The 26,109-nt window shown below is 53.7% G+C and carries 23 protein-coding genes and 1 pseudogene; 11 read left to right on the plus strand and 13 right to left on the minus strand.

Features of this window, described 5'->3' with window-relative positions; translation table 11 throughout:
- Positions 1-77: 77 nt before the first annotated feature.
- Together AC2LB6_RS12770 and AC2LB6_RS12775 are read right to left on the minus strand one after the other, a co-directional pair.
- A complete protein-coding gene (locus AC2LB6_RS12770; RefSeq protein ID WP_490093802.1) occupies positions 78-1,193 on the minus strand; it encodes a metallophosphoesterase in 1,116 nt (371 codons plus the stop codon).
- Positions 1,194-1,510: 317 nt separating this feature from the next.
- Entirely contained in the window at positions 1,511-2,404 is an 894-nt protein-coding gene (locus AC2LB6_RS12775; RefSeq protein ID WP_090967084.1) for a LysR family transcriptional regulator, read from the minus strand.
- 101 nt (positions 2,405-2,505) lie between these two features.
- Here AC2LB6_RS12775 and AC2LB6_RS12780 point away from each other — a divergent pair, with 101 nt between their 5' ends.
- Positions 2,506-3,357, plus strand: coding sequence for an alpha/beta fold hydrolase (locus tag AC2LB6_RS12780; RefSeq protein ID WP_490093803.1), 852 nt, complete (start codon positions 2,506-2,508; stop codon positions 3,355-3,357).
- 4 nt (positions 3,358-3,361) lie between these two features.
- Positions 3,362-3,964: a glutathione S-transferase gene (locus AC2LB6_RS12785; protein ID WP_490093804.1), complete on the plus strand. Its 603-nt coding sequence runs from the start codon at positions 3,362-3,364 to the stop codon at positions 3,962-3,964.
- Positions 3,965-4,308: 344 nt separating this feature from the next.
- Here AC2LB6_RS12785 and AC2LB6_RS12790 read toward each other — a convergent pair whose 3' ends face one another.
- Together AC2LB6_RS12790 and AC2LB6_RS12795 are read right to left on the minus strand one after the other, a co-directional pair.
- Complete coding sequence (locus AC2LB6_RS12790; RefSeq protein WP_490093805.1) at positions 4,309-5,529, minus strand: cupin domain-containing protein; 1,221 nt, start codon at positions 5,527-5,529, stop codon at positions 4,309-4,311.
- Positions 5,530-5,974: 445 nt separating this feature from the next.
- Positions 5,975-8,302: an FdhF/YdeP family oxidoreductase gene (locus tag AC2LB6_RS12795; RefSeq protein ID WP_490093806.1), complete on the minus strand. Its 2,328-nt coding sequence runs from the start codon at positions 8,300-8,302 to the stop codon at positions 5,975-5,977.
- Positions 8,303-8,616: 314 nt separating this feature from the next.
- Between AC2LB6_RS12795 and AC2LB6_RS12800 the strand changes: the two genes are divergently transcribed.
- Complete coding sequence (locus AC2LB6_RS12800; protein ID WP_490093807.1) at positions 8,617-9,099, plus strand: cyclophilin-like fold protein; 483 nt, start codon at positions 8,617-8,619, stop codon at positions 9,097-9,099.
- A 173-nt stretch (positions 9,100-9,272) separates the two neighbouring features.
- On the opposite strand, the gene yajD is transcribed toward AC2LB6_RS12800, so the two are convergent.
- Complete coding sequence (gene yajD / locus AC2LB6_RS12805) at positions 9,273-9,620, minus strand: HNH nuclease YajD (RefSeq protein ID WP_490093808.1); 348 nt, start codon at positions 9,618-9,620, stop codon at positions 9,273-9,275.
- A gap of 280 nt (positions 9,621-9,900) precedes the next feature.
- On the minus strand, positions 9,901-10,068 hold the full coding sequence (locus tag AC2LB6_RS12810) for a hypothetical protein (RefSeq protein WP_009093121.1): 168 nt from the start codon (positions 10,066-10,068) through the stop codon (positions 9,901-9,903).
- Positions 10,069-10,358: 290 nt separating this feature from the next.
- On the opposite strand from AC2LB6_RS12810, the gene AC2LB6_RS12815 reads away from it, so the two are divergent.
- Positions 10,359-13,463, plus strand: coding sequence for an efflux RND transporter permease subunit (locus tag AC2LB6_RS12815; RefSeq protein WP_490093809.1), 3,105 nt, complete (start codon positions 10,359-10,361; stop codon positions 13,461-13,463).
- Between the two features lie 59 nt (positions 13,464-13,522).
- On the opposite strand, the gene AC2LB6_RS12820 is transcribed toward AC2LB6_RS12815, so the two are convergent.
- Complete coding sequence (locus AC2LB6_RS12820) at positions 13,523-14,548, minus strand: alpha/beta hydrolase (protein WP_490093810.1); 1,026 nt, start codon at positions 14,546-14,548, stop codon at positions 13,523-13,525.
- Between the two features lie 68 nt (positions 14,549-14,616).
- The gene (locus AC2LB6_RS12825) at positions 14,617-15,741 is read right to left on the minus strand and encodes an MFS transporter (protein ID WP_490093823.1); all 1,125 of its coding nucleotides are present in this window, start codon (positions 15,739-15,741) and stop codon (positions 14,617-14,619) included.
- Positions 15,742-15,943: 202 nt separating this feature from the next.
- On the opposite strand from AC2LB6_RS12825, the gene AC2LB6_RS12830 reads away from it, so the two are divergent.
- Complete coding sequence (locus AC2LB6_RS12830; RefSeq protein WP_490093811.1) at positions 15,944-16,840, plus strand: LysR family transcriptional regulator; 897 nt, start codon at positions 15,944-15,946, stop codon at positions 16,838-16,840.
- Positions 16,841-16,914: 74 nt separating this feature from the next.
- Here AC2LB6_RS12830 and AC2LB6_RS12835 read toward each other — a convergent pair whose 3' ends face one another.
- A complete protein-coding gene (locus tag AC2LB6_RS12835; RefSeq protein ID WP_008926846.1) occupies positions 16,915-17,091 on the minus strand; it encodes a con-10 family general stress protein in 177 nt (58 codons plus the stop codon).
- A 201-nt stretch (positions 17,092-17,292) separates the two neighbouring features.
- Between AC2LB6_RS12835 and AC2LB6_RS12840 the strand changes: the two genes are divergently transcribed.
- Positions 17,293-17,589: a hypothetical protein gene (locus AC2LB6_RS12840; RefSeq protein WP_115764661.1), complete on the plus strand. Its 297-nt coding sequence runs from the start codon at positions 17,293-17,295 to the stop codon at positions 17,587-17,589.
- A 42-nt stretch (positions 17,590-17,631) separates the two neighbouring features.
- On the opposite strand, the gene AC2LB6_RS12845 is transcribed toward AC2LB6_RS12840, so the two are convergent.
- Both AC2LB6_RS12845 and AC2LB6_RS12850 read right to left on the minus strand, forming a co-directional pair.
- The gene (locus AC2LB6_RS12845; RefSeq protein WP_490093812.1) at positions 17,632-17,919 is read right to left on the minus strand and encodes a type II toxin-antitoxin system RelE family toxin; all 288 of its coding nucleotides are present in this window, start codon (positions 17,917-17,919) and stop codon (positions 17,632-17,634) included.
- Positions 17,919-18,158: a type II toxin-antitoxin system RelB/DinJ family antitoxin gene (locus AC2LB6_RS12850; RefSeq protein ID WP_010257033.1), complete on the minus strand. Its 240-nt coding sequence runs from the start codon at positions 18,156-18,158 to the stop codon at positions 17,919-17,921. The genes AC2LB6_RS12845 and AC2LB6_RS12850 overlap by 1 nt, the downstream gene beginning before the upstream one ends.
- A gap of 357 nt (positions 18,159-18,515) precedes the next feature.
- Between AC2LB6_RS12850 and AC2LB6_RS12855 the strand changes: the two genes are divergently transcribed.
- The gene (locus AC2LB6_RS12855; protein ID WP_490093813.1) at positions 18,516-20,489 is read left to right on the plus strand and encodes a methyl-accepting chemotaxis protein; all 1,974 of its coding nucleotides are present in this window, start codon (positions 18,516-18,518) and stop codon (positions 20,487-20,489) included.
- A gap of 104 nt (positions 20,490-20,593) precedes the next feature.
- Positions 20,594-21,610: an NADPH-dependent aldehyde reductase Ahr gene (gene ahr, locus AC2LB6_RS12860; RefSeq protein WP_490093814.1), complete on the plus strand. Its 1,017-nt coding sequence runs from the start codon at positions 20,594-20,596 to the stop codon at positions 21,608-21,610.
- A 49-nt stretch (positions 21,611-21,659) separates the two neighbouring features.
- Here ahr and AC2LB6_RS12865 read toward each other — a convergent pair whose 3' ends face one another.
- Entirely contained in the window at positions 21,660-22,328 is a 669-nt protein-coding gene (locus AC2LB6_RS12865; protein WP_490093815.1) for a DUF2268 domain-containing putative Zn-dependent protease, read from the minus strand.
- A 351-nt stretch (positions 22,329-22,679) separates the two neighbouring features.
- On the opposite strand from AC2LB6_RS12865, the gene AC2LB6_RS12870 reads away from it, so the two are divergent.
- Both AC2LB6_RS12870 and AC2LB6_RS12875 read left to right on the plus strand, forming a co-directional pair.
- Positions 22,680-23,459 carry an MBL fold metallo-hydrolase gene (locus AC2LB6_RS12870; protein WP_490093816.1) on the plus strand — a complete coding sequence of 260 codons (780 nt, stop codon included), beginning with the start codon at positions 22,680-22,682 and terminating at the stop codon, positions 23,457-23,459.
- 73 nt (positions 23,460-23,532) lie between these two features.
- Positions 23,533-24,513: a GlxA family transcriptional regulator gene (locus tag AC2LB6_RS12875; RefSeq protein ID WP_490093817.1), complete on the plus strand. Its 981-nt coding sequence runs from the start codon at positions 23,533-23,535 to the stop codon at positions 24,511-24,513.
- 96 nt (positions 24,514-24,609) lie between these two features.
- Here the strand turns inward: AC2LB6_RS12875 and AC2LB6_RS12880 are convergent, their stop codons facing one another.
- The gene (locus AC2LB6_RS12880) at positions 24,610-25,011 is read right to left on the minus strand and encodes an H-NS family histone-like protein (protein ID WP_490093818.1); all 402 of its coding nucleotides are present in this window, start codon (positions 25,009-25,011) and stop codon (positions 24,610-24,612) included.
- Between the two features lie 275 nt (positions 25,012-25,286).
- Here AC2LB6_RS12880 and AC2LB6_RS12885 point away from each other — a divergent pair.
- Positions 25,287-26,109: pseudogene (locus tag AC2LB6_RS12885) on the plus strand (GGDEF domain-containing protein); the annotation flags it as partial.

Below are 26,109 nucleotides of genomic sequence, written 5' to 3' on the forward strand. Positions count from 1 at the left end.
GGTGATCTCCTTTGTTTCACTCAAGCTTATGCACACCTGCGAAAACCGCACTTTCGTGAGGCTATTTCGTCACGCGATTAGGGCTGGCGGCGCAGGGTAATCCGGGTCAGTTCGGAGGGACGACCCAGCCTGACCGCCATACCTGGCCAGAGTGCCGTGCCGTTATTCACATAGAGCTGCATTCCGTCGACCTGATAAAGGCCGGAAACAAAACCGCCGTTGGGTTTAGCAAACAGCCGGTCCAGCCCGATAATCAGGCCGCCATGCGTATGGCCGGAGAGCTGCACATCCACGCCCTGCTCTGCGTTCTGGCGGGCATTTCGTGGCTGATGATCCAGCAGGATCACCGGCGCGTTTTCAGGTGCCTGTTCCAGCGCGTGGGCCAGGTCCGGGCCGGTTGCGTTTCTTCCCGATGCGGAAACGTCCGGCAGGCCGGCAATCACCAGCTTTGCTGCTCCGCGCTGGATAACGGTATGGCTGTTGAGCAGAGGCTGCAGCCCCAGTGAGGCCAGATGCGCCGTCCAGATCGCCTGATGGAAGAAATATTCGTGGTTGCCGGTGATAGCCCATACGCCATCAGGGGCTGCCAGCCCGCACAGCGGCGCGACGTCATTTCGCCGATGCTCCAGGCTGCCATCGATCACATCGCCCGTGACCACAATCAGATCGGCGTTAAGAGACATCGCCCGCTTAACCATCGCGGCGGTCCATGCCGCGTTAAACAGCCGGGTGATGTGCAGGTCGGTCAGCTGGAGCAGCTGATAGCCATCGAACTCTGCGGGCAGGTTCGGCAGTACCAGCGTCACCTCTTTGACCGGGGGCACCCGTATCGCCTGCTGAACACCAAAGGCAGCCAGCGCCATTGCCAGCACTACGGCCAGATAGCGAACACCGGGAACCAGCTCCAGCGGATGCCGTAACAGCAGGGCGATCAGCATGACCGCATCCATCAGCATCTGCAGAAGCGCCAGCAACAGTACGGTGCTGTATGCCCAGTTAAACAGGATGATGATGATGCGGGGCATTTCAGCGGAGAAAATTCCGCCCGAGGTAAAGCGGCTTACCAGCAGATACTGTGAAGCCAGCAGTACCAGTGCGGAGAGCAGGATCTTGGTGGTCAGGGGCAGGGACAACGGAATAATGACGCGCGCAATAACGTACCAGCTCGGTAAGCTGAAAATCAGGTGAAACATGGCATTTTTCCGGTAGGGCGCTGAATATCTGCGCAGGCAAAAAAGAGACGATCGTTTATGGAGCCGTTTTCGGGACTGTAGTGTATATGATGTTACCGTCAGCGTTGCTTCACGTCAGGTGCTTTAAAGGCGGTAAATTATCGGGAGATAAACAACAAAAAGGTGTTTGCGCCTGACAGGTCCTTTGTGGGAACTGTTGTTATGTTGCGATGAGAGCTTAGAAAAAGAGTGGGTTGCAGCCTGAACATACTCGGGAAAGCATAATTATTCATTGATGAAGCCGTATCAGCAACGTCGCACATCCTTAAATAAAATTATTACAGATTCATGTTCTTTCCCGGCATCCTCTCTGATTTCTGCATTAACGTGTTCAGCATCAGACAAAACGCCTCACTGGCCGGATTACGGATGTGTTCATTCACACGCAGAAGAGAGTCCACCGAAGGCAGCGGCATAATCTGCTCAAGTTCGGAAATATGAATGATTGTTTTTGTAATGCTGAACTCATTCATTATCCCCACGCCAGGTCCAGCACTGATCGCTGCAAGCATTCCCCCTACTGAGGGGCACTCCAGCATCACCAGATAGGGAATATCAGCCTCATACAGTTTGTCCTCAGCCAGGCGCCGGTAAAAACAATCTGTTCCCCACGTGATCAGCTTCAGGTGCTTACCTGGCACATATCGCCATTCAGGATGGGCACACCAATATAATTTCTCAGTCCAGAGTACTCTGTCTTCACTGCTTTCCATGCCCGTGAAGTCCTGGTGCAAAATGATATCCAGTCCCCCCTCAGAAAAATGCTGGCGCAGGAGATGACTTTGCTCAACGACAAGCCGCACATCCACCTCAGGATTATGGTGAGTGAACAGCGCAATGGCTCCGCAGACGTCTTTCAGAGAGATTTGTTCGGCTACGCCAACTCGCAGCTTTCCAGTTAGCGCGGAGGGTGAGAAATAGGCCACGGCGCGGTCATGTTCGCTGAGTATTTTCTCAGCATGCTGAAGTAACACTCTGCCCTTTTCGGTCGGACTCGCTTTTCCGGCGTAACGTGTAAGGAGCTGACACTGAAGCTGGTCTTCAAGTCGCTTAAGCTTCCAGCTTATCGCGGACTGACTGAGGCTGAGGAGTGAGGCTGTTTTGACCATGCTGCCAGTCTGAATGACTGTTCTGAATACTCTGAGCGCATCCACGGAAAGACGTTTGTTCATTCTGATATGACAAAATTGGGTATTAATCTAAAAATAATGTCACTGGTGTCATTTTTCGTCAACAGATAGCTTGTTCATCCGGAACAAAAATGGAGCAGGCTATGGAAGAGAGTAACTCACTACTGAATCGACACATCGTGATCAACGGTTGCCGCATTGCAACAGGTGTACATGGTTCTGGAACGCCTCTGGTACTGATTCATGGCACACCGGCTCATTCTGTCATCTGGCAGGAACTCGTCCCGGTATTTGTTGAGGCCGGTTTTTGTGTTCATCTCTATGACATGCCAGGGTTTGGCGCATCAGAGCGCCCTGTTAAGGCTGATACATCAGTTGTCTCACAGGTGAACTTTTTGCTGCAGCTGCTGGAATGCTGGCATCTCGACAGAACACATTTCTTTGGCCACGATATCGGTGGCGTGGTTTCACTGAGACTGGCCTTCGAACATCCTTCCCGTCTGCATACACTTACCCTCGCAGATATTCCGAGCTATGACTCGTGGCCATCGCCGACCTGGAAAGATATGCGCGATAACTATGCGGAATGTGCGTTGATGTCACCGGATGAACACTGCAATGTGATGTCACGCCAGCTGAGAATGGCCGTATTTAATAAGAATGTCATGGCCGGGAAGCGAATGGAAAGTTACCTTGCACCACTTTGTGGTGTGGTAGGGCAATCCTCATTTTATCAGCATCAGGTTGCTCACTATAACGCCTGTTACACGTCTGACTTTGCAGAAAAGCTCCCCCTGCTCAGATTGCCTATACAGATTTTATGGGGGAAAGAAGATGAGTGGCAACCGGTTGAATATAGCCAGCGGCTGCAGCGCGACATAGCTTCCTCGACGCTTCATGTTTATGAAGAGGCTGGACATTTTTTAATGGAAGATGTGCCGTTGTCTGTCGCCGCTCAGGTCATCAGTTTTATTAACAAACATCATCTGAGGTAGAACTATGATCCTGATTGGAATGCTGGACTCACCTTACGTCAGACGCATTGCTATCTGTATGAGTGTGCTGGGAATCGAATTTAAACACCACCCGTTATCTGTGTTCGCCGATTTTGACGAGCTGTTTAAAATTAACCCTGTAGTCAAAGTCCCGGCGCTTATCACTGACGATGACGAGTTATTAATAGACTCAACATTAATAATCACTTATCTCGAGAGGATTTCTTCCCATTCTTTCGGCAACATACCCGAATCCGGTCTGGATGGTTTGCAGGATCTGCGCCTTACAGGTCTCGCTCTGGCAGTCTGTGAAAAAGCGGTTCAACTCGTTTACGAACGGCGTCTCAGGCCCGAGGAAAAACAACATCAGCCCTGGATTGATCGGGTGACCCGACAGCTTCATGGTGGGTGGCAGGCCATGGAGGAGGGCATTCAGAAGCGTCATCCTGTCAGCCTGAGTGTGGCCGGAATCAGTATTGCTGTGGCCTGGAGTTTTACCCGATACATGCTGCCGGATATCCTGAACGGTAGTCAGTATCCTGAGGCAGACAGGTTCACACAATTGGCAGAACAGCGACCGGAATTTCTGGAAAATCCTATAATTTAAGCATGACGGTCTGAGCGTGGCGGACATCAATGAATTGTACAGTTTTCCGCTTCGGGTCTGTCTTCATACTGTCAGCCGGGCAACACCTGAATCGCTTCCTTACCCAGCATGGCTTCTGCAGGCAACGTCCTGAGTCGGGTGTTTCCTTCCTCAAATGACTTCAGGCGCTGCACACCGGACATCTCCATTCCACCCTACTTATTACGCCAGCTGTAAAACGTGGCAGTGCGTGGCTAATGATCCAGCAGAATCAATCGCGTGTTTTCAGGCACCACAGGATAGGGTAGCTGAAAGATGTACCCGAATGAGATGATCGGTTATGGCCGGAAACCCGGCCATAACATTTAATTCACTACCGGATGTTTGGTCAGCGAAAGGGCTGCCATAAAGGCATCGTCAAGATGAAGGTGCTGTTTAACCAGCTCCGGCGGCGTACTGGCCAGCCACTGATTGAGTGAGATATCGGCGTAATAATCGCTTTTAAACAACTCCAGGAAGCGCAGGGGGCCTTTGCCGGTATTTTCAATGTAGTGCCCCATTGCGAAAGGCACGTAACCGACATCTCCTGCCCGATAATCAAAGGTTCGGGCCTGGCCTGAAGAGGCGAATACACCCATCCTGCCTTCACCTTCCAGATAGTATTGCCACTCGTCATTATTGGGATGCCAGTGCAGTTCACGCAGTCCACCCGGTTCGATTTCTACCAGCGCGGCGGCCACTGCTTTTGAAATAGGGAAATTTGATGAGTCGGTTATCCGCACTGTGCCGCCGGGTGCCTTAACAGGATCCTGCGCCAGCATGTGGTGGGTGAAACGAAGCGCTGATTTCTTGCCACCCTGAGAGGCGTCAGCCGGGCGATTATAGAGGCTACCGGCGAAGATATATTCATCAGCTGGTAAGGGAAGCTGAGCAAAAGTGGAAACCGGAACCTGAAAGTTTTTGGCGAGGATCTCGGGTGGAATATGTTTAAACCAGTCGGAAAGCAGGAACGTACTGTCTTCGTCGAAGTTGCCATCATCGAAAGCGAGTAAAAATTCACAGCCGTCAGGGCCCAGACCCTGAATTGAGTGCGGCACGCCAGGAGGAAAATACCAGAGATCACCTACGCCGATATCATCAACAAACCAGCCACCCTGAGTATCAAAGGCGGTTACACGAGCCGTCCCGTAGGTCATATAGGCCCATTCTGCTTGCTTGTGCCAGTGCAACTCACGTATCCCACCGGTATTAAGCCGCATATCGACGCCGGCAATGGTGGTTGAGATACCTAACTCACGCTGTGTCACCTGGCGTGTCCAGCCGCCACTCCCTTTGCGAACGTGTGCATCACTGAAACTGTAGCGCAGGTTAGGTAACGTGCCGCTGTCCGTGGCGGGGGGATTGAGAATGTCAGGATTTTCCGCTTCTCGCGCCGGATCGTGCGGACCAGGGTCGCGGCCCCCGGGTTGGTTGCCAGCCGGATAGGCCCGGACGTTATTATCATGCGCATGGACCTGGCCGGCGGCAAGTGCGACCGTGCCCCCTGCCGCGAAGGCCATAAAGCGTCGTCTGGATAAGGTTGTCATCTATGATCTTCCTTCATCGTTAAGTTAAACAGTTGCAACGCAAGGCGTTGCATAACCGTTATAAACAGAGAAAGAAGTGAGCGTTTAACAAATTTGTAACGCAATCAGAGGCGTACCAGATAGATAAGCCATTGTGATTAATTTTTGCCAATAAGGAGAATGGCATGTGTTGAGTGCGGGTTTATGTACGGTCAGAAAATAAGTGGAAGTGGAGCACATATAACCTAATCGCGGGGGCTTGTTGAGGTATGGTTGAGAAAGCTCCAGCAGTTACGCTTGTCATAAAATTTTACGAATAAGGTAAATAAAAGTTATATTTCAGCCCGCTCGTCGTTGTGACTGGCAGAACGGGCTGCTGTGTTCATCTCAGACAAAGGTTGCCCATCCTCAGGCAACCTTTGTCTATCCTGTGCCAGCTAGCAGCAAGCCCAGCGCGTTTAAAGCCTTATCGCAACACACCGGATGTTGTGTGAGTCTCATCGGTTACGCGCACCATTGAAACCGGAATACTTTTATAGGCGGGAATGCCGCTTTTGGTATCGTGGCTGTCGAGCGGAACCATCACATTAGCCTCCGGGTAGTAAGCGCCGACCGAACCTGGGGCCATATCAATAATCACGATCGTCAGGTTTTTCATCTGGCGAGAGGTGGGATTGCCATCCGGGTCCAGTGCCATCAGATCGACCCGGTCACCCACCCGCAGCCCTCGTTCCTCTGCCTCTTCGGCATTGATAAACAGCACATCGCGGCGGCCTGTCACGCCTCGATAGCGGTCATTCAGGCCATACAGCGTGGTGTTGTACTGGTCGTGACTGCGCAGGGTGGTGAGCACCAGATCATGGCACTTCAGCGAGCGGGGATCTTCATTGATGCCCTGCATCACCTTAAACTGAGCACGGCCAGATGGCGTCAGCCAGACGCGTTCTGAAGCAGCGTTATGAAGCCGGAATCCTCCTGGATGCTTAATCCTCTCATTGAAGTTTTCAAAGGCCGGGAACACCGCTTCAATGGCATCACGGATGCGGCTGTAATCGGCTACCATGGCCGACCAGTCCACCAGGCTATCCGGCAGAGTTGCCTTAGCCAGTCCGGCCACCAGCGCCGGTTCAGATTTCAGATGGGGCGAAGCCGGGTCCAGCGAACCGCGCGAGGCGTGAACCATCGACATCGAATCTTCAACGGTTACGCTCTGCGCACCGGTTGCCTGAACATCTGTCTCCGTACGACCCAGCACTGGCAGCAGATAGTTGTGCTTGCCGAGTAACAGGTGCGAGCGGTTCAGCTTGGTCGCCATATGCACCACCAGATCCAGCTTGCGCATCGCCGGGAACGTCACCTGTGGATCGGAAATCGCCTCTGCCAGGTTGCCGCCCAGACAGAGCAGCGCTTTAGCTTTGCCGTCGCGCATCGCCCTGATTGCTTCAACGGCGCCGTGACCATGCTTCTGCGGCGGCTTGAAACCAAAGACTTTCTCAATACCATCCAGCAGCGACTGCGGTGGGATCTCTGTGATGCCCACCGTGCGGTCGCCCTGCACATTGGAGTGACCGCGTAACGGACAGATACCTGCGCCCGGTTTACCGATATTGCCGCGCATCAGCAGCAGGTTGGCGATTTGCTGCACGTTCTGGGTGCCATACTGGTGCTGGGTAATCCCCATGCCGTAGCAGATGATGGTGCGTTCAGCGCTGGCATACAGCCGGGCGATATGCTGGATCTCCTCGCGCGCCATGCCGGAGACTTTCAGGATATGGTCCCAGTCGGTGCTCTCCAGATCGGCTTTCAGGGCGTCAAAACCTTCGGTGTGCTCAGTGATAAAGGCTTCATCGATGACGCCGGGTTTGCCCTGGCTCAATGCCTCCTCGTGCATGGTGAGCAGGATCTTCATTACCCCTTTTAGCATCGCTGCGTCGCCGCCCACCCGCACTTTGTAGTAGGTCGAAGCCAGCTCAGTAGAGCTCATTGACAGCATCTCAATCGGGCTCTGCGGTGAAGTAAAACGCTCCAGCCCGCGTTCACGCAGCGGGTTAATCGCCACTATAGTCGCACCGCGCTTAGAAACCTCACGCAGTGTGCCCAGCATGCGCGGATGATTGGTGCCCGGATTGTGGCCGATGCAAAGCACCAGGTCGCAGTGATCAAAATCTTCCAGTTCTACGGTGCCTTTGCCAACGCCAATCGATTCCGGCAGCCCGACGCTGGTCGGTTCGTGACACATGTTTGAGCAATCGGGGAAGTTATTGGTGCCATATTCGCGGGCGAAGAGCTGCCACAGGAACGCCGCTTCATTCGAGGCGCGACCTGAGGTATAAAACTCCACGCTATCCGGATCGTCATAGCTGCGCAGATGCTCACCAATTTCCCGGAACGCCGTATCCCATTCGATAGGCTGATAGGTGTCGGTAGCGGCATCGTACTTCATCGGATGGGTCAGCCGACCCTCGCCCTCCAGATGCAGTGCGCTGCGCTCCCACAATTCAGTCACGGTATGAGCGGCAAAGAACTCTGGCGTGGTGCGTTTGCTGGTGGCTTCCCACGAGACGGCTTTTGCGCCGTTTTCGCAGAACTCAAAGGAGGAGGCATGTTGTGGGTCGGGCCAGGCGCAGCCTGGACAGTCAAAGCCTTGCGGCTGGTTGACTTTAAACAGGGCGATCACATCCTGCTTCACAGACATCTGGCCGCGGATAGCATCGGCAACCGCCTTCAATGCGCCCCAGCCTCCGGCTGCACCCCCATAAGGCGCGATACCATTTGTGCGATTTTGCTCTTTCATAATGCTCCACATTGTCTCTGTTGTTATTCACTAAGTCTGGTACAGAAAAAAGCATCACAACGTGGATTCTGGCTATTATTCGGTGAAATTATTTCTCAAGATGTTTCGACAGCCCGAAACGTAAGCCGCAATTCAGTTCAGCACATCAGATGAAGCGCAGCGCATCCGGGCTGTTGCAGAATAAGCGGCGCGCGAGTTCCGCCGACAGGATGATGATGCAGGGAAAGGGTGAAGGATGAATCTTTACCATCAGGCAACGGCGGGTAAGTGAGCCAGTTTATTATGGCTGGACGGCGATCGCAGTAACGCACTCCATGTCTGAACAGATGCGTGATAATCCGAAGAGCAACCTTATGAAAAGAGCCTTACTTTTGCTGGTCTTACTTTCCACCTATAGTCTGATGCCCGTTAAAGCCAGTGGCACGGATCGGGCAGGAGAGCTGCGTCCCATGAAGATTATTATGACGATCAACCATCAGTCTTATGAGATTGCGCTGGCGGATAACGCCACCGCGAAAGCATTTGTACAGCAACTCCCGCTGACCATGACGATGAAGGAGCTGAACGGCAACGAAAAGTTTGCAGACCTGCCTGCTGCTCTTAATAGCGATCCGCACAAACCCGGCACGATCCAGCAGGGCGATGTGATGCTGTATGGCGATAAGACGCTGGTTCTTTTTTACGAGACATTCCAGACCTCCTATAGCTACACGCCAGTAGGAAAGGTGCTGTCGGCAGGTAGTCTCAAAAAGAGTGTCGGTGAGGGGGCAATTGACGTACGGTTCACCCGGCCATGACTGATATCAAAATCTGAAGTAACCGGCTGGGAAAGGATTCATATCGCGCTGAGTCTGGTTAGGATGGCATCTGGCATGACGGACTACGCTGCGTTCTGGCCGCGGCCAGACGTTGTGATCCTCTTCGGGAAGCGAGACTGTCGGACCGGTCGGCCAGCCTGACAGTTAAGCCATTACTTCTTCTTATTCAGCATCGACTTCAGATCAGCAAAAGGATTGTAAGTGGCTTCACCCACATCCTTTTGTGCATCCTCGCCTGCCACTACGCGGGTGCCATATTGGTCAGCCTCGGTGTACTTTGAGTGCTCGTGGTCATGACAATAGAGACACAACAACTCCCAGTTACTGCCATCTTCTGGATTGTTGGTGTGGTCGTGATCGATATGGTGAACCGTCAGTTCACGCAGGTTTGAATAGACAAACTCGCGTGAGCAGCGTCCACACACCCATGGATAGATTTTAAGTGCTTTTTCACGATAGCCGCTTTCCAGCCGCATGTAGTTTTTGGGGATCAGAGCCATTGCCTGGATTACCTGTTATGCAGAGAAAATGTCACGAGAGTGCAGCCAATATATCCCACAACGGAACCGAAGGAGAAATCATCGTGTTCCGCGGGATGAAAGACAAGCTGCCTGACAGAGGTGTTAATCTTGTCCCATTCACAGGTCCAGACCTGTCATGATTGTGACCGAGCTAAACCGCACCATCATAAACCCCTGAAGTTCAGCCCTCACTCTCCTTTCTTATCAGCAGGATAGCGCCCTAAACATCCCTGTTTACCGCTTTGCTTAAAAAATGACATTAAATGTAATGCATGACACCATAAACGGCCCAGAAAATGGCGTTGGCACCCAGATAAGTCCAGCATCCCCAGTAGGCTATGGGTTCACGACGGGTGCGGAGTTTAGGCAGGAAGGCCAGTAAATAGAGGGCAGAGGCGATAAGCGAAACGAAGTAGAAAAATTTCATGGTTTTCTCCTGATCAATATATTTTATTTGAGGATAGTCAGGACTCACCATTTTGCTTAATGCATCATAAGATTCGTTATGGATCGACTTTCTCTTTGATGCCCACATCGGATGTCAGTACAGTCAAATCCGCGATAAATCGAAAATGCAGCGTCACGGTACGATCCCTCAGCCTTAAGAAAAAATAATGTCAGGATGTTCAGCCTGAGGTTACACCCTATAATCAACGCTGTTTGTTAGCCTGCAGGAATGCAGGTTTTGCACCCGCCCAAAAGGAAGAGATCCCGCTGATGTTTTCTCGTTTTTTTATTTATCGTCCCGTTTTCGCATGGGTTGTTGCCATTTTAATCATGCTGCTTGGCGCGCTCTCCATTACCCTGTTGCCGGTTGAACAATATCCCGACGTTGCGCCGCCTTCGGTGAATATCAGCGCAACGTACACCGGTGCTTCTGCGGAGACGCTGGAGAACAGCGTCACGCAGGTGATCGAGCAGCAGCTTACCGGGCTGGATAATCTGCTCTATTTTACCTCCAGCAGCAGCTCACAGGGGAATGTGTCGGTTACCGTCACCTTCAGTCAGGGCACCGATCCGGACACGGCTCAGGTGCAGGTGCAGAACAAAGTGCAGCAGGCACTCTCCCGTCTGCCCAGCGAGGTGCAGCAGCTTGGCGTGACGGTGACCAAGTCGCAGTCGAACTTTCTGCTGGTGATGGGGCTGTATGACACCACGGGTAAAAGCAACAGCACAGATATCGGTGACTGGCTGGTCAGTAATATGCAGGAGCCGCTGGCCAGGACCGAAGGCGTCGGTGACATCCAGGTATTCGGCGGTCAGTACGCGATGCGCATCTGGCTCGATCCCTTCAAACTAAACTCTTATGCGTTGCAGCCCTCTGACGTGTCGGCGGCGATACGTTCGCAGAACATTCAGGTGTCAGCCGGTAAAATCGGCGGCCTGCCATCGCCCGATAATCAGCAGCTCACCGCCACGGTCAGAGCGCAGTCGCGACTGCAGACACCGGAACAGTTCCGCAACATCATCGTTAAAAGCGACAAAAGCGGCGCCATCGTGCGGGTGGGTGATGTGGCGCGTGTAGAGCTGGGCGGTGAATCCTATGACATGACCACGCGACTTAACGGGCATCCTGCGGCCGGAGTCGGGGTGATGCTGGCTCCGGGCGCGAATGCGCTGGCCACCGCGACGCTGGTGAAAAACAAAGTTGAAGAGTATCGCCATTCGATGCCGCAAGGCTACGAAGTGGCCTATGCGCTCGACAGCACCGACTTCATCAAAATCTCCGTTGAGGACGTGGTGATCACCCTGATCGAAGCGATCGCGCTGGTGGTAGTGGTGATGTACCTGTTCCTGCAGAACATACGCGCGACGCTGATCCCGGCGCTGGCGGTGCCGGTCGTGCTGCTCGGCACCTTCGGTGTACTGGCGTTATGCGGCTACACCATCAACACCCTGACGCTTTTTGCCATGGTGCTGGCCATCGGGTTGCTGGTGGACGATGCAATCGTAGTGGTCGAGAACGTTGAACGCATCATGCATGACGAAGGTTTGCCCGCACGTGAGGCAACGGAAAAGTCGATGAAAGAGATCTCCGGCGCGCTGGTGGCTATCGCGCTGGTGCTATCGGCAGTCTTTCTGCCGATGGCGTTTTTCGCCGGATCGACCGGCGTAATTTACCGGCAGTTCTCCATCACCATCATTGCGGCCATGACCTTCTCCGTGGTGGTGGCGCTGACCCTGACGCCCGCGCTGTGTGGCATGCTGCTGCGGCCGACAACACCTCATCGCAAAGGCTTCTTTGGCGGTTTTAACCGCTTTTATGCCGCCACTGAGCGCCAGTATCGCCACAAAGTGGTCAGCACACTGCGTCGTCCGCTGGTCATGGTGTCGCTTTATGCGGCAATGGGCGTGGTGCTGTTTGTAATGTTTACCCGCCTGCCGGGCAGCTTCCTCCCGACCGAAGATCAGGGCAGCATTATGCTTCAGGCGACATTGCCAGCGGGCGCAACCGCCAGCCGCACGGAGGCCGTCAATCAGCAGATTGTTGACTGGTTCCTGACTGAAGAGAAACAGAATATAGATGTGGTCTTTACCATCAACGGCTTTAACTTCAGCGGTGCTGCGCAGAATGCCGGTATGGCGTTTATCAAGCTTAAAAACTGGGACCAGCGACCCGGCAGTGAGAACTCCGCCGAGGCGATAGCCGGACGCGCGACCTATGCGCTGGCGTCGATTCGGGATGCGCAGATCTTTGCACTGACGCCGCCATCGGTGCCAGGTCTGGGACAGAACAACGGCTTCACCTATGAGCTGCTGGCCAGCGGAGGCACCACGCGTGAACAACTGGGGAACCTGCGCGATCAGCTATTACAAAGCGCCGCGCAAAGCCCGGAGCTGATCGGCGTGCGGGCGAATATCCTGCCGCAGACCCCACAGTTGCAGGTTGATATTGATACCAGCAAAGCGGTGGCACTGGGGCTTCAGCTGGATGACGTGACCGATACGCTGACCAGCGCCTGGGGCGGTGCCTATATTAATGACTTCATCGATCGGGGTCGTGTGAAGCGGGTCTATGTACAGGGCGATGGTCAGTATCGTTCAGCACCGTCAGATCTGGATAAGTGGTATATCCGGAACAGTGAGGGCACCATGACGCCGTTCTCGGCCTTTGCCTCGACCCGCTGGACTATGGGGCCGGAAAGCCTTAACCGTTATAACGGCTCAGCCTCCTACGAAATTCAGGGTCAGAATGCCGAAGGGTTCAGCTCCGGTGATGCCATGAACACCATTGAGCGGCTGGCCAATGAACTCCCGGCAGGGACTACAGGCGCCTGGAGCGGGCTTTCTTTGCAGGAGAAGCAGGCGGGCGGGCAGTCAACCACGCTCTATGCAATCTCCATTCTGGTGGTTTTCCTCTGTCTGGCTGCGCTGTATGAGAGCTGGTCCGTGCCGTTCTCCGTACTGCTTGCGGTGCCGCTCGGCGTTCTGGGTACCGTGCTGGCAGTGGCGCTGCGCGGATTGAGTAATGATATCTACTTCCAGGTGGCGTTGCTGACCACAGTTGGGCTGACTTCCAAAAATGCGATTCTGATTATCGAGTTTGCCGAGGATGCAGTGCGTCAGGGCAGTTCACTGAGTGCTGCTGCGTTGCAGGCGGCGCGAACCCGTCTGCGGCCCATCATGATGACCTCGCTGGCCTTTATTGCCGGTGTGATCCCACTGGCGGTGGCGACCGGAGCGGGTGCTAACAGCCGCATTGCTATCGGTACTGGCATCATCGGCGGCACACTGGCAGGCACCGTCCTGGCGTTGTTCTTTGTTCCGCTGTTCTTTGTGCTGGTGAAGCATTATCTGACCCACCATCGCAAAGGCCAATAACGCAGACAGCCCGCCTGCAGTTTCCTGCGGGCGGGCTGGAATCGATGATCAGCGGATGATTACAGATGCTGTTTAAAGAAGGCGGTCAGCTTCGCGAACGGGATCAGGTCAGTGCGATCATAAAGGTCGACATGGCCTGCATCAGGCACGATATACAGCTCTTTGGGCTGAGCCGCGCGCTGGAAGGCATCTTCACTGAACTCGCGTGAGTGCGCTTTATCACCGGTGATGAAGAGCATCGGGCGCGGAGAGATGGTCTCAATATCATTGAATGGATAGAAGTTCATGAACTTCACGTTGCTGGTGAGCGTCGGGTGTGTCGTCAGCGCCGCTGACGAGCTTTTCGGGGTGAACTCACCGCGAGGCGTCCGGTAAAAATCGTAAAACTCTTTAGCCACTGGCGGTGAATCAGCATCAATTTTATGTGGCGTACCGCCGGTATATTCGGTTTTACCCCCGGTAAATTCCACATAACGTTGCTGTGCCGCTGCTTCAATGATCTGCTTGCGCTGCGCCAGCGTCTGGCTCTTATTCAGCGCATTGCGGTTAGCCGAGCCCATATCATACATGCTGACGGTCGCAATCGCCTTCATGCGGGGATCGATCTTCGCCGCGCTGATGACGAAACTGCCACTGCCACAGATGCCCAGCACACCAATCCGATTGCGGTCGACAAACTCGCGGGTTCCCAGGTAATCCACCGCAGCGCTGAAGTCTTCCGCATAGATATCCGGAGAAACTGCATTGCGCGGCTGGCCTTCACTTTCGCCCCAGAATGAGAGATCGATTGCGAGTGTAACAAAGCCCTGCTCCGCCATTTTCTGTGCATAGAGGCTGGCGCTCTGCTCTTTGACTGCGCCCATTGGATGACCCACCACAATCGCTGGCAGGCGTGCCGTTTTACTGGCCTCTTTGGGTCTGTAAAGGGTGCCGGTGACGCCCATCTGATACTGGTTTTTGAAAGTGACTTTCTCGCGGGTCACTTTATCGCTTTGATAAAAATTATCGGCGCCGCGTGACATATCGGCAGCGCTGGCCGCAAATGAACTGATCAACAGTCCAAACATCAGGGTTAATACTCTCATGAGAGGATCCTTATCGGGTTTGAAGACGTGTGGGCAAAGGGGTGCCCGGTTAAACAACGAACCTGTTATCAGGCAGCACTTTCTTTATGGGCGGTGATCCTCGCCAGTGCGGCGGCAGCGACCAGTAATGTGGCGCTGATGGCAAAAGTGGTCTGCCAGCCTGCATGGTCAAAGGCCAGCCCACCCAGGGTCGATCCCAGAGCAATTGACAGCTGGACGATGGCAACCATTAATCCGCCGCCGGTCTCCGCGTTATCCGGAAAGGATCTGGCGACCCAGGCCCACCATCCAGTGGGTGCCGCTGTAGCCACCAGTCCCCAGATGCCCAACAGCGGTGCCACCAGCCATAGCTGATGACCGAACACCATGAGCAGCAAAGCGACTACCGCCATGATCAGCGGGATAATTATCAGGGTCAGATAGAATCCGCGCTGCAGAACAGCCCCGACGATCAGCGTGCCGATAAAGCCAGCGATGCCAATGGTCAGCAGCACCAGCGACAGCGCAGAAACGTCCACCTGCGTCACGGTTTCCAGAAACGGGCGGAGATAGGTAAAAAGGGTGAACTGGCCCATAAAGAGCAGGCCGCAGGCGGTCAGACCCACCGTAACCAGCGGCGAACGCAGCAGCTGGAGGAGCTTCCCGGTGCGCTGCTGTGCCTTATCCACCGGCATCGAGGGCAGCGTGAAGGCTTGCCAGATCAGGGCGATCAACGCCACCGGCACCAGGCTGAAAAAAGCCCCGCGCCAGCCGATGACAGAGCCGAGATAGCTGCCCAGCGGTGCCGCGATAACGGTCGCCAGCGCATTTCCGCCGTTGAAAATAGCCAGCGCGCGCGGCACCTGATCGGTGGGCACCAGCCGGATGGCCACCGCAGCTGACATCGACCAGAACCCGCCAATCACCACGCCAATCAGTGCCCGGCCCGTCATGTAAGCCAGATAGCTGGAAGCCATCGCCACCATCAATCCGGATAGCGCCATTAGCAGCGTGAGCGCCAGCAACAAAATTTTGCGGTCGAGATTCCCCGCGATGCGGGTTATCGAGAGGCTGGTGATCACTGCGAGCGTGCCAGAGATGGCGATACCCTGTCCGGCCAGACCTTCGCTGACCGCCAGATCACGTGATAACGGCGATAACAGGCTGACCGGCATGAATTCAGAGGCGATCAGCGCGAAGACACACAGCGTCATTGCCCAGACTCCACCCCAGTGAGCATCTTTATCCTGTGGGGAAGAGGCAGTAGTTTCGGTGGAAGCCATGTTCTGTCCTGTTTCATTGTTAGTGGTGCTGATGAACTCAGGAAATTCTACTGTTTCGCTTTATATTGACTAGCTAATGAATCCTTAATGGGGTTATAACCATGACTTATTAATCTATCGGCGGAAGTGCAGCATGAAACGCAATATGAATGACCTGCAGGCTTTTATTACCGTTGCGCGAGAGGGCAGCTTTACTCGCGCGGCGGCGCTGCTGGGCGTGACGCAGCCCGCGCTGAGTCAGACCATTACAGCGCTGGAAAACCGGATGGAGATTCGGCTGCTGACCCGCACGACACGTAACGTCTCGCCGACCGCAGCGGGTGAGCGATTGATCGAGGCGATAGGCAATCGATTCGATGAAATAGAAGCGGAACTGGATATGCTGACCGCGATGCGGGACAAGCCCGCCGGCACAGTACGCATCACCTGTGGCCCGCATATTCTGAGTTCTCTCCTGATGCCCAAACTGACGCCGCTGCTGGCGGCTTATCCCGATATTCGGCTCGAATTCGATGCAAATCATGGCTTACGTAACATCGTGGCCGATCGGTTCGATGCGGGGGTAAGGATGGGGGATACCATTGATAAAGATATGGTGGCGATGCCGATAACCCCGCCGTTACGGATGGCGGCGGTAGCTGCACCTGATTACTTTCGTCGTCACGCTGCGCCGCAGGTTCCGCAGGACCTACTGCATCACAACTGCATCAATATGCGACAGGCGAGCGCAGGTGGATTGTATGTCTGGGATTTTGACGGAGAAGAGGGGCCATTAAATGTGAGGGTGGATGGACAGCTGACGTTCAATACTTCAGCACACATTGCAGAAGCGGCGCTTGCCGGGCTCGGAATCGCTTTTTTACCTGAACAGGAAGTTGCAGAAGGGCTGGAGCAGGGCACGCTGATCCGGGTGCTTGAGCGCTGGTGTGAGCCATTCCCCGGTTACTATCTCTATTATCCCAGCCGCAAGCAGCATTCACCGGCTTTTAACCTGGTCAGAGAGGCGTTAAGGCTAAAAGAGGGGGAATGATGAACAGATTCTGAGTGTTGACGGAAGAGATGCCACTCCATGGCGTAATACGTCCTAAAGCGCTTTATTCAGAATTACTTAGAAGGACGTCGACTAATCTTGCCTCCTTTCCGACCGGCTTCCCTGGCCTTTTCAGGATCGTTTCTGAAGTTGCCCCCACTGACCTTGCCTCCTGCACTGCCAGCTTCACTCGCCCGTTCTGGATCGTTGGCAAAATTGCCGGCACCACCTCTGTATTTCTGTTGTGTCATAGGAAGACCTCATATCAATGTTCCATTAGATAAAAAGGACTAGCTAGTCACATCTGCAAGCATAGTCGTCCGCTTCGTTTATGCAAATGCACAGACTGAATCCATTGATAAGACTGCTTTTAATTTTTAGAAGAGGGATAACGTCGGCAGGGCCGTGGGTGATGAACTACGCTTACAGACCTGACGAAAAAGGAGAGTGCTATGAGTAATGCGACCTTAATCGACACGCTTGAGCTGGGTTCTGACGAGCAGAAGCAGAAATATGAAATTTATGGCGATGATGCACAGACGCCCACTTTTGCTGTGATCTACCGGCAGCAGGGCGATAGCTGGCAACAGCTGGATGAGAAAATTACGTTCGCCGCGCAGGATGAACAGCAGGAAGCAACGGGATCAATGGGCTACGGTTCCGGCGACACGCTGCCAGATTTACGTGATCTGCCTGCCGAAGCTCGTGAACGCTGCGAACAGCACTGGCACCAGCAGAGTGACAGGTAAACAGGAATAGTGCCGCTTTGTTTTTCTGTGAAGTTGCCCTGTTTAAGAGAGACGCCTGGAAGCGGCAGAATAAACCTCTGAGCGCTCTCTTTTCCCGACAGCTACCACAAAAATGACTACCCGGTCATCAATAACCTGGTATACAAGTCGATAACCGGATGACTTTAGCTTGATCTTATAGCAGTCAGGCATCCCGCTGAGTTTATTCGCCTCAATTCTGGGTGACTCAAGACACTCAGCCAGCTTCTTTTTAAGCTGTTCACGTACTGTCGGGCCCAGCTTGCGCCACTCTTTCAGTGCCCGCTGATCGAACTCCAGTTGCCAGGTCATTAAAGGTCATCCAGTGTGACCCGGACAGGCTCAGGGTTTCGCAGGCGTTCTTTAACTATGTCTACTAACGCCGCATCTTCGTCACTGAGTAACGTTTGCTTAAAGGGAAGACGTTCATTATCTGCAATATATTCAAGCATCAGGCGCAGCGCATCAGAAGGAGTTACACCCATTTTTTCGAGCGCAGCATAGGATCGTGTCTTCAGGTCATCATCGATTCGAATGTTAATTGTGCCCATAGTAAGCTCCTTTGTAGTTACACTTGACATTACAATTATCGCACTGATGAGTGTGTATCGCAAATAGTAAACATTAGTCACCTGCACAGCTTTACATCTGCCCACCAGAATCGTGCCCCGTGTTATTTTATGCTGCGAAAATGTAACATCTTCATTCATTAAACCAACTGCAGCAATCGCTAAAGGTTTTCCCGCTAATGGCGATAACTCAATGGCGTTGAGCGCGCCGATCAATGATGAACACGGCACTCAGCGACGAGTTCTGAACGCGAACGGACCTGCATTTAGCCCTCCTTTTACACACCAGAAAGCGCGAATTTAAGCGCAAATCAATCAAATAAAAGCGAAAATAATAATATGTCGATCATTAAGACGATCAAAAGACGCCTGCCTGTTGCCCGTCTTAGGCGTAGCAGCCAGCCAGCGAATGGCACCTACGATTGTCGTGCGTTGCCAGATTCACTTTCTTCCATCGGGTTAAGCGCGCGCGCGGGCGGGATCCTGATGACGTTTGTTCCGCCTGAAGCCGATTTTCAGCGGGTCAGCCAGGCCTGGCAGCGCTTTAACACCACCGATCTGACGGTGCTGACGCTCTCTTCCAACGGCGCACTAAGCAGCAGCCGATCGCAAAGCACTTACTGTGATGGCAATGGCCCGGAAGGAAGCTATCTCTGGCTGCCTGACACGCTGATCGCCAGTCATGAGACGCACATTGTCGATCTGCATGTCGACGACACGCAGACCGCCAGCCAGCGCATCACCGCCATCCAGCAGGAGCTGGCGCGGTTGCAGGTGCGGATGCCGCTCTCAGCCGATCGTACTTTCGCGATGATTTACTGTGATGGATTGTCGGCGTCAGAAGGCTTTCTGATGCAGGCCTGGTATAACTGCGGGCGTTTCCCATGCCTGGCGATTGGCGGTTCAGCGGGCGGTAAAATTACTTTTGATGGCACCTGGATCGGTACCGGTGGCAAGGTGTTGCAGGGCAAGGCCGTGATCGTGTTCTGTCAGATGGCGCCCGGAAAATCCTTTGCTCCGTTTAAAAGCCAGAACTTTACGCCATGCGATCAGAGCTGGCTGATTGCCGAAGCCGATCCGGTTGCGCGCACCGTCACCTCTGTGTTTAACCGCCAGGGTCAGCAGCAGCCGTTTGTCGCATCGCTGTGTGAACACCTTAACTGCACTGAAGCGCAACTGACCGAACGGCTGAAGGGGTTAACCTTTGGCGTTAAAGTCGGCGGGGAATACTTCATTCGCTCGATCGCCAAAATTGAATCGGGTGGCGTGCAGTTTTTCTGTGACCTTGAGTTTGGTGACCGACTGTTCCTGATGAAGGAGAAAGACTTCAAACAGGCGACGCAGCAGGAGTGGCAGGCTTTTACCGCCCAGAATGGCAAACCGGCCGCCATTCTGATGAACGACTGTATTCTGCGTCGTGTCGGTAATGCCGATAAGCTGCACAATGCTCACTTCTTTAAAGGCATCGCCGCCGCCGGTTTTTCCAGCTTTGGTGAAATCCTGGGCGTGCCAATCAATCAGACGCTCTCTGCACTCGTGTTCTTCAATCATGACGTCAAAGCGATGAGCCAGTTCCCGGTGGAGTATGCCGGTTATGCAGCACATTACGCGCAGCGTGCGTTGCGCCGCTGGGAAGCGCTGAACAGTATTCAGACGCGAGTGCTGGATCGGGTTATCAATTATCAGCAGGCACTGACACCACTGATGGAAGCACTGCCGGTGCTGGAAACGGCTACCCAGAGTCAGGGCGAAACGCTGAGCCTGGCAGAAAGCAGCATCCGTAACATCAGCAATATCGCCACTGAGAGTCAGCAGGCGCAGGGCCGGTTGGATGACGGACTGGACGATCTGGAAAAAATCTCCAACGGTATCAATAAGATTACACTTGGCATCAGCAATATTGCTTTCCAGACCAACATCCTGGCGCTTAATGCCGCAGTAGAAGCGGCACGCGCAGGCGAGGCTGGCCGCGGATTTGCCGTGGTGGCGGGCGAAGTCCGACGTCTGGCGCATTCATCGAAAGAGCAGGCTGAAGCTACAGCCAGTAACATCGGTGAGGCGGTCAGCACCATCTCACGCATCCGGCTGGTGGCCAGTGACTCGGCGCAGACCGCCGCGCAGATGGCAGAGCGCAGTATTTCAGCAGCCGATACGCTGGCGGCGATGAATCAGCAGACGCGTCATGAGCGTGCCGACATTGCGAAGCACCTCGGCAGCCTGCGCGAACTGACGCAGGGGATGGACGCCATGCAGGAAGCCGTCGCGCAGCTCAAGGTGTTACAAACTCTTTCAGGTGCGCAGGTTAAAGGCTGAATTATCTGAATAAAAGACAAAAAAGTGCGGTGTAAACGCAACGGCCAGGCAGGGCCGGCTTTGAGTTGTTACACTTGTCCGTGATTAATCACGCAGAGGTATGAATGAAAATTAAAAGTTATGCAGCCATGCAGGCTGGCCAGGCCCTTGAACTCTATGAGTACGATGCCGCCGAACTGGCAGCCGAAGAAGTCGAAGTCCAGGTTGAATATTGTGGCGTCTGTCACTCAGACCTGTCGATGATCGACAACGAATGGGGCATCTCTCAGTTCCCGGTGATTGCAGGACATGAAGTGATTGGCCGGGTTTCTGCCCTGGGCGAAGCGGCTAAGAACAAAGGTCTCTCAATCGGCCAGCGTGTAGGAATCGGCTGGACAGCCAAAAGCTGTCAGCACTGTGATGCCTGTATCAACGGCGAGCAGGTTAACTGCCAGCAGGGCAGCATCCCGACCATCATGAACAAAGGTGGTTTTGCTGAGAAGCTGCGCGCCGACTGGCAGTGGGTTATCCCGCTGCCGGAAAAGCTGGATGTGGCGAGCGCTGGTCCACTGCTGTGCGGTGGTATCACCGTATTTAAACCGCTGCTGATGAGCAACATCACGGCGACCAGCCGTGTGGGTGTGATTGGTATCGGTGGTCTGGGCCACATTGCGATCAAAATCCTGCACGCGATGGGTGCTGAAGTCGTGGCATTCAGCTCAACCCCGGACAAGAGGCAGTCGATCCTGGATATGGGCGCAGATGAAGTGGTTAACAGCCGCGATCCTGAAGCTCTGAAGAAGCAGGCGGGCCGTTTCGACCTTATCCTGAGCACTGTGGCAGTCGATCTGGACTGGAAACCTTATTTCGCAGCGCTGGCACCTCAGGGTAAATTCCACACTGTAGGTGCAGTGATGAAGCCGATTGAAGTAAGTGCTTTTGATCTGATCCTGGGCGACAAAGCGGTAACGGGTTCATCAACTGGCTCACCAGGCCAGTTGCGCTCGCTGCTGCGTCTCGCTTCCCGTGCGGATATTGCCCCGCAGGTTGAGTTCTTCCCGATGTCAGATATCAATAAAGCGCTGGATCACGTCCGCGCCGGTAAAGCCAATTACCGTGTGGTACTGAAAGCCGATTTCTGATGCGAATCTGAAATGACATGCCGCAGCCTGCTGCGGCATTTTTTTATCCTCAATTTGTCAGCAGCCCCTTAGCCAGCCCCGCGGCAATCACCTCATCGGCTGTCACACTGAACCATTTTTCTGTAGCGCATTCCGCGTTATCACGGTGCCATGCGGCAACCATCTGGTAGCCCAGCGTATAGCCATACCATCGGCGAAAATCACCCGTACCGAAGAACCAGGCAGAATGATCATAATGAGGGCTTTGCAGCGTGGTCAGCGGCACTGGATTAGCCTGCAATTCGCTTAACGTTATGGCTCGCTCCCAGGGCTCTGCTGCCGTTTTAAGCAGCCAGCAGACGAACTGACCAGCCAGACCTTCGCTGACCAGCGCTTCACCCAGCGTCCAGCCATAACCCGGTCCACGCATTCGCAAACAGTGATGGACTTCATGAACGATCTGCCGCATCAGCGTGCCATTTTCCAGCATCCCGGGCAGATTCAGATTTGCCGGGTCAATAGCCAGGCCGAACAGGGTGGGACTGTAAGCCCTGCCTGCAAAACCTGTTTCAGGTATTATTGCCTCCGGCATGCACTGAACCAGAATATCCAGACGAGGGACACGTGTCACAGAGGATAGGTGCTCGCAGGCGAGCTCAGCGGCCCTGACTATTGCCGATTTATAAGGCCCAACATCACCCGATGCCTCAAGCCAGTGCAATTTCCATAAGTCGTTCACAGACTCTCCTGTCAAAGGTTGATTATCAGAACACAGCTCCGGGACCCGCCAGGGCGACTAATACCTTAACCGGCAATGCTTTCAATAGACATCGGCAGAGAGCGTTATCGTTGTCGGCATAGAGTTAAAAGCACCTTCCCGAACTCCTGCCATTCCTGAACATTCAGGACTGTGTCGTCGTGACTCAAGCATTGATAGATACCCTGGCACAACAAAATATCGCAGTTTGGCCCGATCCCATCGTACACTGTCCTCTGAGCCTGTCACGTGCAGACAGCACACTACCGTAAAGTGACCTCATGGTAGCCAGTAAGCCTGGCTGATTTCACTGAGACTGTTCACGGAGCCAAAATGAAGCTGACCCAGATTCGTAATGCCACCCTGCTACTGGACTATGCAGGCAAAAAATTCCTGATTGATCCGATGCTGGCCGAAAAAGAGGCCTGGCCCGGATTTGCCGGAAATGCCCGTCCCCATTTGAGAAATCCGATGGTTGAGCTGCCTGTTCCGGTCGCTGCCCTGCTGGCAGTCGATGCGGTTATTATCACTCACACGCATATGGATCACTGGGATGAGGCTGCGCAGCAGTTAGTGCCGAAGTCGATGATGATCTACAGCCAGAATGAAACGGATGCAGCGCTGATTCGTTCGCAGGGTTTTGCAAATGTTCGCGTGCTGCAGGATGTGAATCCGTTTGTTGATGGCCTGACAATCTATAAAACCGACGGTCAGCACGGCAGTAATGCCTTATATGCAGACAAAGTGATGGGCGATATTTTGGGTGACGCCTGTGGCCTGGTATTTACCCATCCGGCAGAAAAAAACCTCTACATTGCTGGCGATACCGTATGGGTCAAACCCTATGTCAGAGCGCTGCAACGTTTTCAGCCTCAGGTAGTGGTAATGAATATCGGCAATGCAACCAACGATCTCTATGGCCCGATTATCATGGGAAAAGAGGATACCCAGCGCACGCTGAATATCCTGCCTGAGGCAACGCTGGTTGCCTCACACATGGAGGCGATCAACCACTGTTTGTTGACGCGCGCTGAGCTACGAGCCTGGACTACCGAACAGGGTATTGCTGACCAGGTGCTGATCCCGGAAGATGGTGAAACAATGACGTTCTGAGCGTCGTGGCACTAAACCGGCACAACTGTGCTATGAGTTCTCAACACTACGCTTCACGCAATAAGGGGAGAGAATGGCTGCTCTGAGAGTCGCGGTGCTGGCAACGGCCGGTTTTAGTCCGTTTCATTTTTCAGTTCCCTGTATTTTGTTCGGCTCTGCCCTGCCGCAGCAGGATCTGTTTCATGTCGATATCTGCGCACTGAAACCAGGCCCGATCATCTCAGAAATGGGGTTGTCAATCATGGTTGAGCAGGGCCCTGAACCGCTTGATATGGCAGACATCATTATTATTCCTTACTGGCACAATCCTGCTGAAAAACCGGCACAAGCGCTGCTTGATAAGCTGGTGGCTGCCTGGCAGCGGGGTGCGGAAGTAGTAGGGCTTTGTCTCGGCACTTACGTACTGGCTTATGCCGGTCTCCTCGATCAGCACCGTGCGGCTACCCACTGGGAATTTGAGCGTGACTTCAGCGAGCGTTTTCCGCAGGTTCACCTCGACAGTAATGCCCTTTATACCCGTGACGATCGGCTAATTACTTCTGCCGGCACCGCAGCGGGCATCGACTGCTGTCTGGACATCATCCGTCAGCACTATGGCAGCGCCATTGCTAATCGGGTCGCCAGACGCATGGTGGTGCCGCCTTATCGTGAAGGCGGTCAGGCGCAGTTCATTGAGCGGCCGGTTCCGGAAACGACGCGTGACGGTAAAATTAACGCGCTGCTGGCATCACTGCGGGAAAATTTGCATCAGCCGCAGGATCTGGACTCACTCGCGCGCACGCTCAGCATGAGCCGGCGCACACTGACGCGCCATTTTCACAAGGCGACGGGCATGTCACTGGGAGAGTGGCTGACGGCTGAGCGTCTGCAACGCAGCCAGGTTTTACTGGAAACGACCGGTATCAGTATTGAAGGTGTGGCAGAAAAGGCGGGTTTTGATTCACCGATATCATTTCGTCAGCGTTTTAAATCCCGGTTTGGCGTTTCTCCCAGCGAGTGGCGTCGGACGTTTCGTGGTCCACAGACGGCTATGGCCGATGATAAAGGTGGATAAGTGTCAGGCCCGGATGAATATCTGCGCCCTGAAGATTTTTATGCCGGAATAATGCCGCGCAGTGGCGGTCAGCATTCCGGCAGACATCTATCGCGATTAAATCAGGAAATCATCCAGTGACTGGCCGTTTTCGATCGCCGCTTTAATTGCGGAGGGAGTACGTCCCTGACCGGTCCAGTAAAGAACCTGGCCGTTATCATCACTGTAACGGTATTTCGCCGGACGCTTCGCGCGTCTCTTTGTGCCGGTGGATGAAGGGGAAACGCTATTTATCAGTTCCGCCGGATTAATTCCTTCCTCCAGTAACAACTCCTGGTAAAACGCCAGTTTTTCCGCTTTTTCACGGGCTTCTGCTTCCCGCGCGCTTTCCTCTTCACGGCGTTCATTTACCACGGTTTCTAATTTCTTGCGTAATTCTTCCAGCAGATCCAAATCCATGTTGCGCGCCTCAGCACGAATAGTGCGGATATTATTCAGGCTGCTAAGGTTCTTACTCATACAAATCCCTCAAATACTCAAGTTAATCAATTAAGTGCAAGTTATTCAGCCGACAAGGGTAACATTTACCTGCCCGATATTTGAAGCCTTGGGGTGGATTTATTCGCTGTTAATTCTGCATAAATGGTGCTGATTGAGCCAGTTAAGCTGGAGATTTAAGCGTAATCTGCTGGATAATAGCAGATTAGCATTATCGAAACGGTGTTGTGGGATTTCCATTTTGGCTTTTGATTAACTGTGCTTAAATCAGTGATCAGGATTTATTAAGGACTGGCATGAGGTTTCGCCGCAAAAATGATGGGCCAGCGCCAGAAATTTCGCCGCTGCTGAGAAGTATTATTCTCTCTGGCGTCTTGCTCAGCGTGGCGGTGATTGGCTTAAATCTGTGGACGTTACGTGAAGACTGGAATGACACCGTCGATAAAGCTGAAGATACGGCGGTGAATCTGTCGCTGTCACAGGCGCGTCAGGCCGATGATACCTTTTTGCAAACTGAACTCTCACTGCGCGAAGTGCAACGTGAGCTTCAAAAGCAGATCGCCACGACCGGCGTGGAGGGTGAGGCGCTGAGCCAGACGATGCGCTTGTTACAGAGCCGTCTGCCGCAACTTCATGGTTTGTTTTACTACGACGCGCAGGGAAAGTGGATCGCAACATCCATGGGCAGAGTTCCCCCTGATATTGATAATTCCGATCGTGAATATTTCAATTATCATCGCGCCAGTCCGCGCGATAACCTGCATATTGGCCCGGTGATTCGCAGTCGCAGTACTCACGAGCTGGTGATCCCGGTTACGCTTCGGGTGAACGATGCGTTCAAGGGCTTTCGTGGCGTCTTACTCGCCACCATTAAAGTGGACTATTTTCGCCGCTTCTACAGTTATTACGAACTCAGCGAGAGAGATGTGCTGGTTCTGATGCTGGCAGACAGTACGGTGCTGTACGCCCGTCCGATGCCGGATACCTACATCGGCAAAAACCTCTCTGTGAGTCCACTTTTTCTGAAGATGCTGGCCCATGCGGATAAAGGCAGTGGTCAGTGGACGGCTGCCCTTGATGGTAAAAAACGTATTTTTGGTTTTGTCCGCTCACAACGAT

The sequence above is a fragment of the Pantoea sp. RCC30.1 genome (assembly GCF_058148845.1).